This is a genomic window from uncultured Dokdonia sp., from assembly GCF_947496725.1.
Lineage (GTDB): Bacteria > Bacteroidota > Bacteroidia > Flavobacteriales > Flavobacteriaceae > Dokdonia.
This window is the reverse complement of sequence record NZ_CANMDS010000006.1, coordinates 106353-123951: the sequence shown is the minus strand read 5'-3', so window position 1 is coordinate 123951 and position 17599 is coordinate 106353. Positions and strand designations below refer to the sequence as shown.

Sequence of the window (17599 nt, the reverse complement as noted above, 5' to 3'; positions counted from 1 at the left end):
AGCTTATAATACTAGCGCTTGCTGGCGAAAAGGAGTTTCCTCATCACTCTCTATGCCTAATGCTTTGTAAATGTATGCAAATGTAGATAGCAGCTCAGGTTTACCATCTACAATGGCAACGTCGTGCTCAAAGTGAGCACTAGGTTGATTATCGCGAGTGGTGATTGTCCAGCCGTCATTATGCTGTTTTATGTTTCTAGTTCCCATATTAGTCATAGGTTCTATGGCAACTACCATACCTTCTATAAACTTTTTACCACGACCACGTTTACCATAGTTAGGCATTTCTGGGTCTTCGTGCATTGTAGTACCTAGACCGTGACCTACGAGCTCACGTACAACTCCATAACCGTGGTCTTCGGTAAATTTTTGAATAGCATATCCTACATCACCTACGCGGTTACCTACTTTGAGTTGTTCTATACCCACATAAAGAGACTGCTTAGTTACCTCAAGTAGTTTTTTTACTTCTGGGCTTACTTCACCTACCTCAAACGTATAGGCGTGATCACCGTAAAATCCGTTTTTTATAGCACCACAATCTATAGAGATAATGTCACCTTCTACAAGTGGCTTATCGTTTGGGATACCGTGTACAACCTGTTCATTAGGACTCATACATAGCGTGTTTGGGAAATCATAAAGCCCTAAAAAGCCTGGTATGGCGTCTTGAGATCTTATGTAATCCTCTGCTAGTTTGTCAAGGTAGAGCGTGGTAACACCTGGCTTTACTTCACCAGCTAGCATCCCTAGTGTGCGTGATACTACAAGGGCGCTCTCACGCATCAATTCTATTTCTTCTCTGGTTTTTTGTATGATTGCCATTGCTATTAATCTTCTTTAAAAAGCTCTTCTATACGTGCCATAAAGCCACCTTTAGATTTTTTCTTTTTTGGTGTTTTCTTTTTTTTCTGTGTTGCCTTAAGGCTTTGCGTTTGTTCTTGCCCTTTGCCCAGTTTCTGATAGATTTCTCCCCAGCCTAACATTCCTCTTACATCCCTATCGTCTATAAAGATATCTGCATTTATCTTACGGCTTATTTTTGGGCTCATTACTTCTTCAGGATAACTTTTATTTACCGCATAAAAGGTAAGTCCATTTTCTTTACAAAAGGCTACAGCTTCTTCTAGTTTATCTTGAGATCTATAGGTCCATAGAATCAATAAATTCCCTTCTTGCTGTAATTTTTTAAGTGTGTCAAAAGCAAATAATAATGGCTTGCCAATTTTAGGGTACGCATTTTCTACAATGGTACCGTCAAAGTCTACCGCTATGGTTTGTGTTTCTTTAATCACTTAAAATTTTATGCAAAATTACAAAAAGAACTACGGTTACGTTTATATAATAAGAAAGGGCTTCTATAAGTTTTATAGAAGCCCTTTTTAAAGTAGTTATTGTTATTTACTGAATAAGATCCCCTTTAGGATCTGGTCCATACTGGTTAGGTCCGTGTGTTCCTTCTGTAACCATAAGTATTAAGAGCCAAATACCTCCTATAAAAGGTATAAAGGTAACAAAATACCAAGAGCCGCTCTTATCTTGGTCGTGTAGTCTTCGCACAGCTACGGCAATAGAGGGAATTATTATCGCAAGTATATAAAGCATAAATAATATACCACCTACCATCATAAGAGTTTCATTCTCCATCGCAATTCCGGCTATGAGAGGAATATATACTAAGAGAGTAAATATCATATTAAATAAATAAAACATCCAGTACTCTTTACGACGTGCTCTACCTTCAAAATTTGCATAGTTGTCTCGTACTACCTTTAAATACCATTCCATAAATTAATTGTGTTTTTTGATTAATGTTAGTGTGGCTAAACTAATGAATATTGTCTAGCTTTTTACAAGTACTAAAAAATAAAACCCTTCATAATTTATGAAGGGTTTTGATAATCTAAAGTTTGTTCATATTACTCCGCATAAGCGTGTTTATATTCTTGACCTGAGAGTATTTTTACCATATCCTTCTCTAGACTTTCTAACGGATACTCAACCACACGGCCTAGCTCCTTACCATCTTTAGTAAATATAAAAGTAGGAACATTTGTTATTTCTTTATGATTTACTAGCTCTGCAGGTTCTGTTTTATCTTCAGAAACGGTTACGATATGAATAAGGTCACTATCGTAATCTATTTCATCAAGCATTTTAAAAAAGGCAGGTACCTCACGCTGGCTATCTTCACACCAAGTTCCCATAAATACGGTGACACGTACATCTGTAAGCCCCTTTTTTAAAGCAGGAAGACTCTCTGTATCTAGTGTGTGATCTTTATAACTCTGTATAAACCATTTATTATAAGCACGAGACTCGAGGGTATCTCTTTTAAACTCACCTATAAGTATAGGCGCTTCTTCCTCTAGAGGTGCTTCTGTAGCTACTTTTTCTTCTAGCTCTTCGGTAACTTGCTCTACTGTTTTGTGCTCATTACAAGCTGTTAATAGTACGGTAAGAGCGGCAAGAGCGATTATTTTAATTTTCATATGCGTGTTTGTAAGATTCTCCTTTTAAAATTTTAAGCATATCTGCTTCTAAGCTTTCTACAGGACGCTCGACTATACGACCTATTTCCTTTCCATCCTTTTTAAAAATAAAAGTAGGAACGCGTATAATATTATTTCCTGCTGTAAATTCAGTAGGTTTTTTCTTTGTGCGATCTACAGTAATAAGTGTAAGGTCTTTTTTACTGAAGGCTACATTATCTAATATTTTAAACATACGTGGTGTCTCACGTTTACTGTCTCCACACCAAGTCCCCATAAATGTAGTAATGGTAACTCCTTCTATCTCTTCTGTGATTTCTGGTATAAGTGCATCATCAGTTTTATACCGTGCATAGTTTGTGTTGTACCAGCTTCCAAATGGTGGTTGCTCTAGTGCTGTGCGATCTTCTTTACCCACTAGCATTGTCTTTACTTTAGGTGCAGGCTTTGCAGGTAAGGCAGGTTTTGTAGGGGTAGTAGGTTTTTCAATTCTATTACCTTTTGCAATCACTGTAGCTTTTTCTTCTTTTGGCGCCGTAGCCTGGGTTTCTGTAGCTGTTTTTGAAGTATTACAGCTTACAAGAACTATAGCTAGCAAACCTGTATAAATGATATTTTTCATCCTCATTATTTTTAGATTAAAGGTACGCAATCCATCACATCTGGTTGTGGTACGCCTAGCAATTTTAAAACTGTAGGAGCCACATCAGATAGAATACCATTGTTGATTTTCTTGATGTCTTTATCGACTAGTATCACCGGTACTGGATTTGTCGTGTGTGCCGTATTAGGCGATCCATCTGGGTTAATCATTACTTCTGCATTACCGTGGTCTGCTATGATGATTACAGTATAATCATTTTCTTCGGCGGCGGTTACAATATCTTTTGTACAGCTGTCTACTGTTTCGCAGGCTTTTATTGCGGCTTCCATCACACCCGTATGACCTACCATATCTGGATTTGCAAAGTTGAGGCAGACAAAGTCTACGTCTCCTTTGTTTATTTCTGGAACAATTTTATCACGTATCTCAAAAGCACTCATTTCTGGCTGCAAGTCGTAGGTGGCAACCTTTGGCGAGGGAGCTAGCAATCTAGACTCTCCATTAAAAGGTTCTTCACGCCCTCCAGAAAAGAAGAAGGTTACGTGAGGATATTTTTCTGTTTCTGCGATGCGTATTTGTTTCTTACCTGCGCTTTCTAAAACTTCACCAAGGGTATTTACGAGATTGTCTTTGTCGTAAATAACTTTAATGTCATTAAAGGTGTCATCATAGTTAGTCATTGTAACATAATACAGGTCAAGCTTTTTTGTGTCTTGCTCTGCAAAATCTTTTTGAGATAACATCTCCGTTAGTTCGCGACCGCGATCTGTTCTAAAATTAAAGAAAATCACTACGTCACCTTCTTGCACGGTAGAGATGGTCTCACCATCTTGAGTCACAAAAAGCGGATCTATAAACTCATCTGTTTTACCAGCGTCATAACTGGCTTGTATGGCTTGTTCTATGTCTTTAGTAGGCGTTCCGGCACCTTTAGTAATTAAATTATATGCAAGTGCAACGCGTTCCCATCGTTTATCTCTGTCCATTGCGTAGTAGCGACCTATTACAGATGCTAGTTGTGCGTTGTGCGCTTTCGCGAAAGCAGAAATATCAGATATCATCTTTTTTCCAGATTTTGGATCTACATCTCTACCATCAGAAAAAGCGTGAATGAAAGATTGTGGCACTCCTGCATTTTCGGCAGCGAGAATAAGTCCTTTAAGATGCTCAATGTGTGAGTGTACACCTCCATCAGAAACGAGACCGAGAAAGTGAACAGACTTGTTGTTTTCTTTCGCGAAAGCGAAAGCATCCTTGAGCGCTTGCTCATCTTTGAGCGTATCTTCTTTAAGTGCTTTATTGATCTTAGCAAAGTCTTGATAAACAATCCTTCCTGCGCCTAGATTCATATGGCCCACTTCGCTATTACCCATCTGGCCTTCTGGCAGGCCTACATTCTCACCGTGGGTGAGTAGCTGTGCGTGCGGGTACTTATTGTAAAGGCTATCTATAAAAGGCGTTTGTGCTTGGTCTACGGCAGATACTTTCTTGTCTGGAGCCATACCCCAGCCATCTAGTATCATTAGGATTGTTTTTTTATTCATCGTCTCAGGTTGAGTAGTAAAGATAAAAACAAAACCTCGCGGGTGCGAGGTTTTAAAGGGGTTTTAACGAAAACGGTTGCGAGTATATTATTACATAGTCGCTGGTCCCGTATAACCATATTTCTGGATGCTCTCCTTGATTTGTTCTATGCGATTTTCTGGATCTGGGTGTGTGCTTGCAAACTCTGGCTGGCGGCTACCACCACTTGCAGCTTTAAGTATTTTCATCACGCCTATCATTTGGTACGGGTCATAACCAGCGCGTATCATAAAACGCACGCCTAGATCATCACTCTCTAACTCGTCATCACGACCATTACCTAGTAATATGTTTTGACCTATGGCACCTGCTGCGCCTCCCATACCTCCACCTACTTCTGCACCCATAGAGATGGTAGACCACATCTCTGAGTTTGCTACACGCTCTGCACTGTGTTTACCTAGTACGTGGCCTATCTCGTGACCTAGTACTCCAGCAACCTGATCTTCATTTTCAAGTTTTGAGAGTAGGGCATAGGTGATAAAAATCTGGCCACCTGGTAATGCAAATGCATTAACCGTTTGCTCATCTTGCAATAAATGAAAATCATAGTTATAAGGTGTCTCTCTAGCCATACTTTCTTGTACGAGCTTGTGACCTATTTGATCTACAAAAGCTTGTAACTGCTGGTCTTGATGTAAGCCTCCGTGCTGCTCTGCCATAGCAGGCGCGTGTTGTAGGCCTATAGCAATCTCCTCTTCTGGAGACATTGTGATGCTTTGGGTTTTACCCGTATAAGGATTTTCTTCCTTGTTGCTACAGTTTTTAAAAAGTGCAAATGCAACAATGGCAACTCCTATAAGTAACCTGATCTTAAGACCGCTACCTCTTTTCATAATCTAGATGGTTGTTTTTATTAATGCTTACAAGGTAATAAAAAGTCTGTAGTCTCTTAGTATAATAGCCTTGTAGAAACTCAAAAACCGGAACAGCAGCTGCTATTCCGGTTTTTGTTTATGTATGGTGAAGTACTACTTTACAGCAACTCTCCATCCGTATTTATCTTCTGTGCGGTTATATTGTATGTCGTTTAAGTCTTTTTTAAACTGTACTCCATAACTGTTTTCTGGTGCATTGAGTTTGTGATCTTCACCCTTGTAAGCAAAGCTCTTAAAAGGAACTACCACTGCAGCAGTACCTACGCCAAAAATTTCTTTAAGCTCACCAGCTTGTGCAGCTTCTACAATCTCTTTTACAGCCACTGGTCTTACTTCTACAGTAATACCTGCTGCTTCTGCTAGTTGTATGATACTCTTACGTGTGATACCATTAAGGATAGTATCATTAGTAGGTGCTGTAATAAGTTTATCTCCCACACGGAAAAATACATTCATCGTACCCGCTTCTTCTAGGTACTCGTGTGTGTTTGCATCTGTCCAGATTACCTGCTGGTATCCTTCTTCTTTTGCAAGATTAGTAGGGTAAAATTGTGCAGCATAGTTACCTGCAGCTTTTGCATAACCTACACCACCACTTGCGGCACGGCTATACTTTTCGGCAAATACTACGCTTACTTCACCAGAGTAATATGATTGAGCAGGCGCAAGAATAATCATAAACTTATACCTGTCTGATGGTGATGCAGATACTCCCGGTTGTGTTGCAATGTGAAAAGGGCGTATGTATAAAGAATTACCATCTCCAGCTTTTATCCAAGCTTCGTCTAGTTTAAGAAGCTCCATAAGACCTTCCATAAAAACTTCTTTAGGAAGTTCTGGCATTGCTAGACGTGCAGATGAGGTATTGATACGCTCCCAGTTATCTTCTGGACGAAATAAGAAGATATCTCCTTGATCATCTTTAAAAGCTTTCATCCCTTCAAAAACAGCTTGACCGTAGTGAAAAACTTTTGCACTAGGATCCATAGAGATAGGTCCGTAAGGTACTATTTCTGGTTGCTGCCATTGCCCGTTTACATATTCTACAGAAAACATATGGTCTGTAAAAACGCTTCCAAAAGCAAGGTTATTAAAATCAACATCAGCAATTTTACTGTTGTCTCGCTTTGTAATCTTAAGAGTAGAGGTTGTTTCCATAGTAACAAATTTAGTGATTTGTCATACTCGGTGATTGATTTTTGCATAATTTTACGATGTTCAACTTAAAACCAAATGATTATGAAACTATGTGCAACGATATTCTTAATTTTATTGACATTACTAAGTTGTAAACAAGGAGAAGAGGGGAGTAATGACGCTTTCGCGAAAGCGGAATCAGAAAAAAATGAAGAACTAGCTACAAATCAAACGATTGCTCAAAACGATTATGCTAGCTATGGAGCAACGATATCTCCAGAAAATACATTAACTAAAAGTGAGATTGCCGAAAAATATGCTTCACTTGCCGAAGGTGATACGGCGGTTGTAAAATTTCAGGCTCCAGTAAACGCTGTTTGTGTTTCAAAAGGATGCTGGATGCGACTGGATATAGCTGGTGAGGAGCAGGTATTTGTAAAATTTAAAGATTACGGATTTTTTGTCCCTACAGATACAGATGGAGGAGAAGCGATTGTAGAAGGTAAGGCATATCTAGAAGAAGTATCTGTAGATGAGTTGAGACATATGGCAAAAGACGGGGGCAAGTCTGAAGAAGAGATTGCAGCCATTACAGAGCCACAGAGAGAATTAAGATTTATGGCAGATGGTGTTCTTCTTAAATCAGAATAAGAAGTAACTCGATATAGTTTTAAAAAGGGTGGGTGTAAGCCTGCCTTTTTCTATATGTTGCGCAAAGCAATAACCTCAAAAGAAAAATGAAAAGAGAAATAATTACCACGGCAGACGGCTCAAAGACCATACATATAACAGACTGGGATGAGCAGTATCATTCTAAACACGGTGCGATACAAGAGGCTAGACACGTTTTTCTTAAAACTGGGCTTACTCACTATGTAACTACATATCCAGAAAAAAAAGAGATAGCTATACTTGAGATGGGTTTTGGTACAGGTCTCAATGCCTTGCTTACCTATTTTGAGGCGCATAAACACAATGTGTCTTTTAATTATGTAGGAGCAGAGGCTTATCCCGTTTCTCAAGAAGAAGCTCAAGCTATGGAGTATGCTAGCCAGCTAGCCGAAGAGGATGCAGCAAAAGTTTATAATGAGATGCACGCCGTTGCCTGGGAGCAACCAGAAAATATAAGTGAGCACTTTACACTCACTAAGCGCACACAGCGTTTTGAAGATATTACAGATAGTGAGGTTTTTGATCTTATTTATTTTGATGCCTTTGGCCCAAGAGTGCAGCCCACTTTATGGACAGAGGAGATCTTTACAAAAATGTTTGAAGCCTTAATACCAGGAGGAGTACTTACTACCTATTGTGCGCAAGGAGCAGCCCGTAGGGCAATGCAAGCCGCAGGTTTTGTAGTAGAGCGACTGCCTGGACCTCCAGGCAAGCGTGAGATGCTTAGAGCTAGCAAGCCGTTAGTGTGAAGCTAGGTTCTTTTTGTTTATAACCCATTCAGCACATACTATTGCGATAAAGCCCGCTATGTATGCTACAATATCCCACCAAGAAAAAGAAGTGCCCAAGATTACTTGTGCCCATTTTTGATCTCCTAGGCCTATCTTATAAATAAAAGAAGAGGCTTGCAATCCCTCTATTATAAATGCAAATAGTAATACATAAAGGGCAACTTTAATCTTGCTTGAGAGGGTGTGACCTACATAGAAAAACCCCATCACAAAGGCGTAGATTAATACAATAACAATCGTATCTCCTAAGTAGGGTCTTATAAAATTGTCGTGTATGTATGTTGCTATAATTACTTCAATAGCAAAAAGGGCTAAAAAGAGAGTGATGTACTTAATGGAGATCTTCATTTGGACTTGAAGATATTTATAACAACTCGACCTAGGGATATCATAATAGTGATAGTTCCCGCAAATAGTAATCCAGAGATTACCGAAAATGTTCTACCAGTGTCAGAAACATATTTTTGCATTGCTTCAGATTGTTGTGGGGTAATCTCATTACCATTGAAAAATCCGTCGCGGTTGAGATCAAATTTTTGCAAGGCTAGCTGTAGGGAGATGTCTTGATATAAAGCAGCACCCACCACAATAAAATAAATGCATAAAAAAAGGATAGAATTTATAAATAACCATTTACGACTGGCAAGTAATTTCTTTTTATAAAACCATAAAACTACTATGAGTAAAATAGTTATTAGTAATGCGATAATGAGATGTGTGGAAGGTTGTATGTGATTCATATGTGGTGCAAAGCTGTGGTAATATTTTAAAACACCGTATCCTGTGTTTCATCTGTGAAGTATTGTAAAAACTTCATTCCTCTATAGGAGTTACCTTGTTTGTTAAGTTTAGGGCTCCATACAGCAATTGCATAACTACCAGGCAGTATGGCTACCATACCACCACCTACACCACTTTTACCTGGTAAGCCTACTTTATAAGCAAACTCGCCAGCTTCATCATAAAAACCACAGGTTTGCATAATGGCGTTAATGCGTTTGGCTTGATTAGGCGTGACAATTGTTTTGCCGGTTTTAAACTGCTTCCCACGGTTTGCAAGAAAGCCGAACGTATATGAGAGTTGCTCACACGTCATCTCGATACTACATAGGTGAAAGTATAGGTCTGTAACCTGGTCGCAGGTATTTTTTATGTTATTAAACGACTTTATAAAATTTGCAAGTGCAAAGTTGCGATAACCCGTTTGCTGCTCAGAATGAGCAATATTTTCAGAATACTGAAGATCTTCTATACCAGATACCTCACGTACATAATCAAGCAATGCTTCTTTTGGGTTATCAAAAAGCTCACAAATAATATCACATACCACAATAGCTCCTGCATTAATAAGCGGGTTTCTAGGGATGCCATTCTCACTCTCTAGTTGCACTAGTGAGTTAAAGGCAGTTCCAGAAGGTTCAAAATCCATACGTTTCCATAGGTCATCACCTATTTTAGAAAGCACGAGACTAAGTGACAGCACTTTTGCAATACTCTGTATAGAAAATTTTAGAGTCGCATCACCCGCTGTAAACACCTCACCGGTCTGGGTGGTGAGACATACGCCAAATTTTGTAGCATCTACCTTAGCAAGTTCTGGTATGTAGCTTGCTACATTGCCGCTATTTTCCATAGCGAGTACCTTTTTGTACGTTTTATCTACTATAGGCTGGCAATCTATCATTGTCTAATTGTTTTGTAGAGTTAACGTCTCAATGAGGCGCACACCTCCATTGCTCGTTTTTTCAAAAAGGAATGAGATACTTTGCCCTTGATAAAACTTAGGGTACTTTGCCTTGCGTTTACGCTTTCGCGAAAGCATCTCTATCACAAACAGATCTGTATCTGTCTCAGAAACATATAGCTGGTATTTTGATCTTCTCTTGTCTCCAGCTTTTTTAAAGCTTTCTATCTCCTTAGGTTGATATAAATCACCAAAGAAGTTTTCAAAATCCTTGTCATTAAAACGAGTATCTAAACCATCTAGCCAAAATGCATAGGCTTGGTTTGTAAAGCTTATAGTTTTTGAACCCGTAGCAATTGCTGTCGCACCAGTTTGCTTAAAAGCTGATGATTTTTTTACAAGACCAATAGCCAGCTTGTAGGTGTCTGTCGTTTCTTGTGCTTGCAACCCTAGGCTCAAACACAATATGGTGATAATAAGAGATAATTTCATTAGAGTACTTTTCCTTTTATTTTTTTCCAAACCGCAATGAGCGAAGCTCCAGATGTAAAGCAAAAACTAAGCCCTATGAGCGCATTAGTAAGTTGGCCATAAATGAAGTAACCGGTGGTAAACAAGGTTCCGTAAATTAATACACAGCCTAGAAGCATTGCGACTATTCCCATAGGCACGCTCCACGCTTCTGTGTGTTGTACGATGGTAACTCCCTCTTTGTTTGCAGCGGTGACAATTCCTTTCCAGCCTGGCCCACCTGGTCGTGTTTTTTTATAGAACGCATAAAGTGTTTCTTTAGTTTCTGGTTTTGTGAGATAAGTAACAACAAGCCATATAAGCGTTGAGGTAAACACCACAAAAGGAAACTTAGCATAGCCAGGCATCATCCCGCTAGTGCCAAAAAGCGTTTCTCCCAGCGAGGTAAATTCTATAAGTATAGAAATGATACCAGAGGCGAGCATCGCGCTTATCTCTGTCCACGCATTAATACGCCACCAGAACCAGCGAAGTATAAAGATGAGCCCAGTACCTGCTCCAAACATTAGTATAATATTAAAAAGCTGTAGCGCATTAGTAAGCGCCAGTGCGATACCTGCACTCACTACCATAAGTATCACTGTGGTGATGCGACCTACAGCGACTAGCTCCTTCTCTGTCGCTTCTGGTTTAATTTGTTGTGCATACACATCATTTACCACATATGATGCTCCCCAGTTAAGGTGTGTGCTTATCGTACTCATATATGCTGCAGATAGTGATGCAAGCACAAGGCCTAGCAAGCCGCTAGGTAGCATTGTGAGCATTGCAGAGTAGGCAAGGTCTTGCCCTAGCTTATCTTCAGAAATATTTGGGAAGGCTTCCTGTATACTTGCGAGGTCTGGAAATACTATAAGTGAGGCTAGTGCTACTAGAATCCAGGGCCAGGGGCGTAGCGCGTAGTGCATAATGTTATAAAAGAAGGTTGCACCTATGGCGTGATTTTCATCTTTGGCAGCGAGCATACGTTGTGCGACATAACCACCACCGCCAGGCTCAGATCCTGGGTACCAAGAGCTCCACCACTGTACCGCTAGTGGTATGATAAGTAGCGTGATGAGCATCTCGGTATTATTAAAATCTGGAAGAATATTAATTTTATCTTTTACATTATCGTGGGTAATAAGCGCTTCAAGCCCTCCTATTTCTGGCATACCTACAATATAATATGCCGCGCCAAAGGCTCCTGCCATCGCCACAAAAAACAATATAAAATCTGTGTATACCACACCTTTAAACCCACCTATGGCGCTAAAGAGTACAGTAATCACACCAGCTACTACCACGGTTGTTACTGGGTCAAGACCTAGCATCACTTCACCTATTTTTATGGCAGCTAGTGTAACACCAGCCATAGCCAGTACGTTAAAAACAATGCCTAGATAGATCGCTCTAAAACCTCTTAAAAACCGTGCCGGGGCACCGCCATAACGCAGCTCATAAAACTCAATATCTGTCTTTACCTCAGACTTGCGCCACAGCTTTGCATACACAAAAACGGTGAGCAGTCCAGTGACTAAAAATGCCCACCAGACCCAGTTACCAGATACACCATTAGTACGCACAATATCTGTCACGAGATTAGGCGTATCTGTAGAGAAGGTTGTAGCAACCATAGATAAGCCTAGTAACCACCACGGCATATTACGACCAGATAGAAAATATTGAGTCGTGTTTTTTCCAGCGCTTTTACCTACATAAAAGCCCACGCCTAGTATGATTACAAAGAGCGCTATAATGATGGTAATGTCTAATCCAGATAAGTCTATCATAAGTATGTGCGTAATTTATCTTATATTTAAGTAGAAATACTAGGCGAAAGATAAGCATTCATCGCAATAGTTTTTTTGATTAAGTAGCATCATTATCTCCCTCACAAACCATTCTTGTATATAAGTGTAGTACTATTTTTATTACGCTTTCGCGAAAGCGTGTATAAGTCCATCCCCCACAATTAATTTTTAGTAACGATATGAATCCTGCTCAAGCATATATACTCTCAAAACCAGAACCCTGGCGCACAATGCTTATAGAGCTACAGGCTGTTATAAAAAGTACCGTACCTGAAGTAGAGGAGACCTTTAAATGGAATTTACCATTTTATATGCTAGATGGTAAAATGTTTTGTTTTCTCAATTTTAGAAAGTCGTTTGTAGACGTGGGTTTTCCTCGTGGGGTGCAAATAAGTGTTCATAAAGAAACACTTGTAGGAGGAGAAAAAAGGAAAAATCTTAGGTCACTACGCTACAAAGAGTTAAAAGATGTTGATTTTGAGATACTTACGAGCATCTTGTTAAACGTAGCCCACAGGGCTGTCACAAATGTGTAGTTTTATAAATAGGGCATTTACCCCTAATAATAACGTTATATATAATTGTAAAAAGGGTAAATATCATCTAATTTTATACCTAACAACTTGCCATCCAAATGAATCGTAGTTCTAGCAATAGAATTAAGAATTTGATAGCAAGCCGGGGGGCTTTTGGGGGAAAGCCTCCCTTTTTTAATTTTACTGCAATTATGCTACTATAATTGTACACTAGTACCACGACTATTTTTCAAAAAAAAAGCCTCCACAAATCTTTGATTTATGGAGGTTTGAAAGCTGTGGTGAAGCTTAAGTTTATGGTTTAAACAATCCGCTTTTTAGGGCATAAATAACAAGACCTGTTCTGTTTTTTAAATTTAATTTTGAGAACACACTATCTCTATACCCTTGTACCGTTTTGGGACTGAGAAACATTACAGAAGCAATCTCATTATAAGTCATCTCTGTGCAGGCGTGTTTTATAAACTCTATTTCTCTATCCCTAAGTTCATCTCTGTTATCTCCATCTAAGCTTTTTACAAGAAGCTGGCTCACGGTATTAGTATGGTAATATCCATTTATAATTAGCTCATTAAGGGCGTTTTCTAGCACCTTTTTTTCGGTGTCTTTAAGGAGGTATCCTTTTGCACCTGCGCGTATCATTTTTAAAATAGTATGATCATCCTCCTCTACAGAGAGCGCAAGCACTAGTATGTCTGGATAGAGCTCTTTGAGATTTGTAGTAGCCTCAATACCGTCCATAATAGGCATATTTACATCCATAAGAACGATGTCTGGACGCTTGTTTTCAAACTTAAGGTTGTCTAGTAGCTCTTGCCCATTTTTACAGGTATAAAGCACTTTAAAATTTTCAAATGAATTTACTAAGCCGCTTATGGCCTGGCTAAGTAATGTATGATCATCTACAATAACTATTGTTTTCATAATGATTGTGTTTTATAGTTAAGTGATAGCGTTGTGCCCTCATTAACTTGTGACATATATTTTATGGTAGCGCCTATAAGCTTTGCGCGTGTTTCTATATTAGTAAGGCCTATACCATTTTTTGCTCTGGCTTTTTCATAATCAAAACCTACTCCGTTATCTTTTACGGTAATGAGTACAGTGTCACCTCTATAGTTGAGGTGTACATCTAGGTGCGTAGCTTTAGAGTGCTTTATGGTGTTTGTAAAAAACTCTTGCAATATTCTAAAGATAATGGTCTCAATCTTTTTATCTATTTCTATTGGGCTGCCAGATATTTTGAGCGATGGTTTTAGATAAGCCATTCTCTCAAAGCGTTCTAGCTCTAGGTTAAGTGCCTCTGGTAAAGACATATTTTTAAGCGCCTCTGGGTTTATGAGTTTTGACAGTGCTCGTATCTCAGTAAGACCCTTACCTATGGTTGCTACTGCCTCGTCTAGATCTTGCTGGCTACCACCAGAGTTTTGTGTTTGTATTTTTGCAAGTGTAAGTAGCTGGCCTATATTATCGTGTAGCTCCCAGCTTATGTTACGTAGCGTTTCCTCACGTATCTCTATCTGCGTTTCTGTAATTTCTCTTTCAAAACGTTGTTTTGCCTCTTCTTGTTCTAACAGTAAGCTGTTTTTGCGCTTCATAAAAACAGAAAATAGCACTACTACAACAACCAGCAGTAGTAGTAAAATGGTGATGGCAACAAGCACTATAAAAAGAGTGCCGCTATCTTGATCTTGAATCAGAAACATAGATTGCTATTGGGGTGTGATTAAATTAAGAGTTCAAGATACTTATTTTGGTACGCATTCACCATAGGGCATTTGCCCTTTTAGTTATAGTAGGAGCTTTAAAATTTGCATCTAGAAAGCTCGCTTATAAGACCTCTCTTGCTCTTGGTTTTGTCCATATAAAGCCAAAAACAAGTAAGGCATTTGCAAACAGTAAGGCCGCAGTCTGTACGCCCTTCAAGATATCTAGCATAGCTCTGGAGTAGTTAAAGTCCATCTGCCCTGTCAAAAAAGGAGCCAGAGGAATAAAGGAAATACCAAAAACTAGATAAGCTGTAAAGACAAAAAGCGCTAGCTCATTTTTTACCTGCAAACTGTCATCACTCTTAAGGCGCTCTACGGCATAAATCATAAGTAAAAACACCATTACCACCATTGCGATACTATACGTTTTACTCATATAAAATGTAATTACAGGCACGGTAAAACCTCTTATAATTACTGCGGTCATCATTATAGTAGCAATAACTAGTACGAGTCGTTTTCTGGTTTTATTTTTTATATGATCATAAATCATTTTATAAAATAGGGTGTAAAACAAGAACGCATACAGATTATATACCCAGTGATTATTGTGGTAGTAATGTGAGTATACCCTAGCCATACCTTCGGTAATAACGGCTATCCAGAGTATGTACAGTATCGTTTTTATAGGTAGGTGTTTGTACTTGTAGAAGAAAATAGTTGCCACAAGTGCCGCTATAATTTCAGATATGTACATTAGGGTGCTCAAGGAGTGAGGTTTATTTGATGAGATTGAAAGGTAGTAAATTAGAAATTTTCATTTTGTAAGATTTTTTACGCTGGAGGGTTGTGTTACGCTTTCGCGAAAGCGTACTCAAAACCAAATTTTAAAAAAACGAGAGAAACTCCATTTACCGTACACGCGACTTATTATCAAAACGATAATAGAGTGCAATTGCACAAAACAAAGTCGCTACTAAAAATAGTAGAAACAAAATGGTCACGCAGACCAGCCATATGACAAGAACTTCTTCCTTAATCATCTTTTTTTAATAAGTGAGTATTGGAATGAGGTATCTTATTTGACCAATAGAATGCAAAAGCAATAAACAGATAAGAAATAATAATGATGACCAGATGTATCTGAAATAGGCTTTTTCTAAGTGTGTTATTACCATTTATAAGGTACTGCTCTGCTAGTACGATTACAGGATACGCTATGTGGAAGGTCAAGAAGCCAAATGAAACCCATAAGAAAAGGTTTTTTTTAAGCATAAGAACATTATCGCTTTTAAGCTCTTCTACAAAATAACGAAGTAGCATTACAACAATGAGTATGGAAGAAAAAGTAAGCGAGTGATTTAGAAACTCAGTAGTAAATGATGTAAATGCAAAATCTAAAACTACACCTACAGTAAAGAGTAAAATTACTACTAGGGTAAAAGACTTTGAATTTTTGCCTTTTAATTGAGAACTAATAATAAGTAATAGAGATAACGGTACAATAATCCTATATATATTATAAAGTATATAACCAGTTGTAGAAGGTCCAAAAACTTTTTGACATAAAATCTCATTAATGGGTATATACCATAGCAACGGTAAAAGCCATACGAGCTTTGTATGTTTATATTTATAGAAGAAAACCGTTGCCGAGATTGCAGCCATAAATTCTGAAATGAATCCTATGTTATAGAGTGTGTCCAAACTGGGCAACGGTTTTATTATTAATTTTATTGGTAATCTGGGTCGTTAGGCGGTGGTGGTGGCGGTCTCCAAGGCATACCATTAATCGCTAGACTCTGGATTGGTTTACCACCTTGTACGGTCATAATCAAGTCTGCTCTGTTAGTTGTTTCATTTTCTGGTCTAGGTACAGTTATTACTTCCTTTACAAAGACAGCCTTTGATGGATTAGTAGATTTATCAATAGCAAAGGCCACATCATCATTTACGCCAGGGCCGCCGTACTCCATTATAGGATTGAGAAAAACAGTGGCTCTTCCATCATTTTTTGAGTCCTCATATTTGGCAAAATAAATGCGCAGTCCTGTGATTTCGGTTTTATTTGCTTCCGCTGCTTCTTGCTCGATAAAGGCGATATAATCTTTAAGCGTTTTATAATCTATAGAAAGCGATCTGGTCGCTTTAAAATTTGACTTGTTTTTTTCTAAAATGGGAGCTATGTCTTTGCCATAACGATGGTACATATCCTCAGCTTCCTGAACGTCTATAATAGTCTTAGGTGGTGGTATTGAGCCACCTTCAGCGGGTTGTCCAGGATGTGCAGGCTTCTCATTACAGCCCTCAAGGATGATGGCACTTACAAAAAGTAAGGCCAGTAATTTAATTGTTTTCATTTGTACAATTGGTTTTAGGTTAGTGTTAAAACTTAAACCAAGCTAGGGAAATACAAGTATACTACCCTTATAAGTAGTGGGGTAGGGGTAAATGTCCCTTTATGGGGGATAGTAGCTAGAGCAGGGGTCATTGCAGCTTACACTAGCATAAAAAAAGAACTAATCTAGTCCTCTTCTAACTCAGATGCTTTTTTAGAATAGATAAAGCCAAAAGAGAAGATGGTGTACATTAAAATTGCTACAATTGCCATAATGTATGATAGACTAACGTTAAGTGCATAATTATATTGATATAAGATACGAGCTAAATTAATTACAGGGCCAGCAATAAAAAATAATGCAAATCCCGCAACAAAGTAATTAATCATATTACGTGACCAATTTGTTAGGTTGCTTGATTTTAACGTGTGTATTAAATATAACAGAAAGCCAATAATAGCGATTGTAGAGCCTAGGGTGTTAGACATTTTCCACGCTTCAGATAAACCATTTAAGCTTAAGTCAGAAACTACAATAAGTAAGAATGCAATTATTAAAATACTAGCAGTTAGTTTAAGGTTGCGGCTAGTTACTTCTTTTCTTATAATGCTTAAATAGTATGTTACCGCGACCACAATAAATATGTTGGTAAGTTCAAATTTCAAGCCGTGGTTAAGAAGGTACAACCCTCCTAATTCATTAGCAGCGTTGTACCATAAATAACCTAAAAAGTATTTTAGGTTAGTGTGATTATACTTGTAAAAATAAATACTAGCCAAAATAGCGGCTATAACTTCAGAAGAATAGGCTATAATCGTAAGTGGATGCATTTATTATGGTTGGTATTTA

General features: G+C 38.4%; 22 protein-coding genes. 3 read left to right on the top strand and 19 right to left on the bottom strand.

What is annotated here, in order from left to right; translation table 11 throughout:
* Window positions 1-3 precede the first annotated feature (3 nt).
* The 8 genes from map to Q0948_RS13310 all read right to left on the bottom strand — a co-directional run bounded on the left by map (window position 4) and on the right by Q0948_RS13310 (window position 6716).
* A complete protein-coding gene (gene map / locus Q0948_RS13345; protein ID WP_021778084.1) occupies window positions 4-825 on the bottom strand; it encodes a type I methionyl aminopeptidase in 822 nt (273 codons plus the stop codon).
* Between the two features lie 5 nt (window positions 826-830).
* Window positions 831-1292, bottom strand: a complete 462-nt coding sequence (locus tag Q0948_RS13340; RefSeq protein ID WP_035328802.1) for a BT0820 family HAD-type phosphatase — start codon at window positions 1290-1292, stop codon at window positions 831-833.
* A 109-nt stretch (window positions 1293-1401) separates the two neighbouring features.
* Window positions 1402-1788, bottom strand: a complete 387-nt coding sequence (locus Q0948_RS13335) for a DUF805 domain-containing protein (RefSeq protein ID WP_298353709.1) — start codon at window positions 1786-1788, stop codon at window positions 1402-1404.
* 131 nt (window positions 1789-1919) lie between these two features.
* Window positions 1920-2492, bottom strand: a complete 573-nt coding sequence (locus Q0948_RS13330; RefSeq protein WP_298353706.1) for a thioredoxin family protein — start codon at window positions 2490-2492, stop codon at window positions 1920-1922.
* The gene (locus tag Q0948_RS13325; protein WP_298353704.1) at window positions 2482-3114 is read right to left on the bottom strand and encodes a thioredoxin family protein; all 633 of its coding nucleotides are present in this window, start codon (window positions 3112-3114) and stop codon (window positions 2482-2484) included. The genes Q0948_RS13330 and Q0948_RS13325 overlap by 11 nt, the downstream gene beginning before the upstream one ends.
* 11 nt (window positions 3115-3125) lie before the next feature.
* Complete coding sequence (gene gpmI, locus Q0948_RS13320) at window positions 3126-4640, bottom strand: 2,3-bisphosphoglycerate-independent phosphoglycerate mutase (RefSeq protein ID WP_298353702.1); 1515 nt, start codon at window positions 4638-4640, stop codon at window positions 3126-3128.
* A 90-nt stretch (window positions 4641-4730) separates the two neighbouring features.
* Window positions 4731-5516 (bottom strand): M48 family metalloprotease, encoded by a 786-nt coding sequence (locus Q0948_RS13315; RefSeq protein WP_298353700.1) that lies wholly within the window; start codon window positions 5514-5516, stop codon window positions 4731-4733.
* 135 nt (window positions 5517-5651) lie between these two features.
* On the bottom strand, window positions 5652-6716 hold the full coding sequence (locus Q0948_RS13310; protein WP_298353698.1) for a branched-chain amino acid aminotransferase: 1065 nt from the start codon (window positions 6714-6716) through the stop codon (window positions 5652-5654).
* Window positions 6717-6797: 81 nt separating this feature from the next.
* Between Q0948_RS13310 and Q0948_RS13305 the strand changes: the two genes are divergently transcribed.
* Together Q0948_RS13305 and mnmD are read left to right on the top strand one after the other, a co-directional pair.
* Window positions 6798-7346 carry a DUF4920 domain-containing protein gene (locus tag Q0948_RS13305; RefSeq protein ID WP_298353696.1) on the top strand — a complete coding sequence of 183 codons (549 nt, stop codon included), beginning with the start codon at window positions 6798-6800 and terminating at the stop codon, window positions 7344-7346.
* Between the two features lie 86 nt (window positions 7347-7432).
* Entirely contained in the window at window positions 7433-8116 is a 684-nt protein-coding gene (mnmD, locus tag Q0948_RS13300; protein WP_298353693.1) for a tRNA (5-methylaminomethyl-2-thiouridine)(34)-methyltransferase MnmD, read from the top strand.
* Here the strand turns inward: mnmD and Q0948_RS13295 are convergent.
* From Q0948_RS13295 to Q0948_RS13275, 5 genes are read right to left on the bottom strand one after another with little or no spacing between them, the layout of a single operon-like run.
* Window positions 8108-8506, bottom strand: a complete 399-nt coding sequence (locus Q0948_RS13295) for a DUF2809 domain-containing protein (protein WP_298353690.1) — start codon at window positions 8504-8506, stop codon at window positions 8108-8110. The genes mnmD and Q0948_RS13295 overlap by 9 nt on opposite strands.
* Entirely contained in the window at window positions 8503-8898 is a 396-nt protein-coding gene (locus Q0948_RS13290; RefSeq protein WP_298353687.1) for a hypothetical protein, read from the bottom strand. Before Q0948_RS13290 ends, Q0948_RS13295 begins: the two co-directional genes overlap by 4 nt.
* 26 nt (window positions 8899-8924) lie before the next feature.
* Window positions 8925-9842, bottom strand: a complete 918-nt coding sequence (locus Q0948_RS13285) for a glutaminase (protein WP_298353684.1) — start codon at window positions 9840-9842, stop codon at window positions 8925-8927.
* Between the two features lie 3 nt (window positions 9843-9845).
* Complete coding sequence (locus Q0948_RS13280; protein ID WP_298353681.1) at window positions 9846-10334, bottom strand: hypothetical protein; 489 nt, start codon at window positions 10332-10334, stop codon at window positions 9846-9848.
* Window positions 10334-12145, bottom strand: coding sequence for a sodium:solute symporter family protein (locus Q0948_RS13275; RefSeq protein WP_298353678.1), 1812 nt, complete (start codon window positions 12143-12145; stop codon window positions 10334-10336). The genes Q0948_RS13280 and Q0948_RS13275 overlap by 1 nt, the downstream gene beginning before the upstream one ends.
* 200 nt (window positions 12146-12345) lie before the next feature.
* On the opposite strand from Q0948_RS13275, the gene Q0948_RS13270 reads away from it, so the two are divergent.
* The gene (locus Q0948_RS13270; protein WP_298353675.1) at window positions 12346-12702 is read left to right on the top strand and encodes a DUF1801 domain-containing protein; all 357 of its coding nucleotides are present in this window, start codon (window positions 12346-12348) and stop codon (window positions 12700-12702) included.
* Between the two features lie 294 nt (window positions 12703-12996).
* Here Q0948_RS13270 and Q0948_RS13265 read toward each other — a convergent pair whose 3' ends face one another.
* From Q0948_RS13265 to Q0948_RS13240, 6 genes are all read right to left on the bottom strand, one after another.
* Window positions 12997-13626, bottom strand: coding sequence for a response regulator transcription factor (locus Q0948_RS13265; RefSeq protein ID WP_298353672.1), 630 nt, complete (start codon window positions 13624-13626; stop codon window positions 12997-12999).
* Window positions 13623-14408, bottom strand: coding sequence for an ATP-binding protein (locus Q0948_RS13260; RefSeq protein WP_035325622.1), 786 nt, complete (start codon window positions 14406-14408; stop codon window positions 13623-13625). Before Q0948_RS13260 ends, Q0948_RS13265 begins: the two co-directional genes overlap by 4 nt.
* 124 nt (window positions 14409-14532) lie before the next feature.
* Window positions 14533-15168 (bottom strand): hypothetical protein, encoded by a 636-nt coding sequence (locus Q0948_RS13255; RefSeq protein ID WP_298353668.1) that lies wholly within the window; start codon window positions 15166-15168, stop codon window positions 14533-14535.
* 278 nt (window positions 15169-15446) lie between these two features.
* A complete protein-coding gene (locus Q0948_RS13250; RefSeq protein WP_298353665.1) occupies window positions 15447-16118 on the bottom strand; it encodes a hypothetical protein in 672 nt (223 codons plus the stop codon).
* Window positions 16119-16144: 26 nt separating this feature from the next.
* Window positions 16145-16771 carry a hypothetical protein gene (locus Q0948_RS13245; RefSeq protein WP_298353660.1) on the bottom strand — a complete coding sequence of 209 codons (627 nt, stop codon included), beginning with the start codon at window positions 16769-16771 and terminating at the stop codon, window positions 16145-16147.
* Window positions 16772-16935: 164 nt separating this feature from the next.
* A complete protein-coding gene (locus Q0948_RS13240) occupies window positions 16936-17580 on the bottom strand; it encodes a hypothetical protein (RefSeq protein WP_298353657.1) in 645 nt (214 codons plus the stop codon).
* Between the last annotated feature and the right edge of the window lie 19 nt (window positions 17581-17599).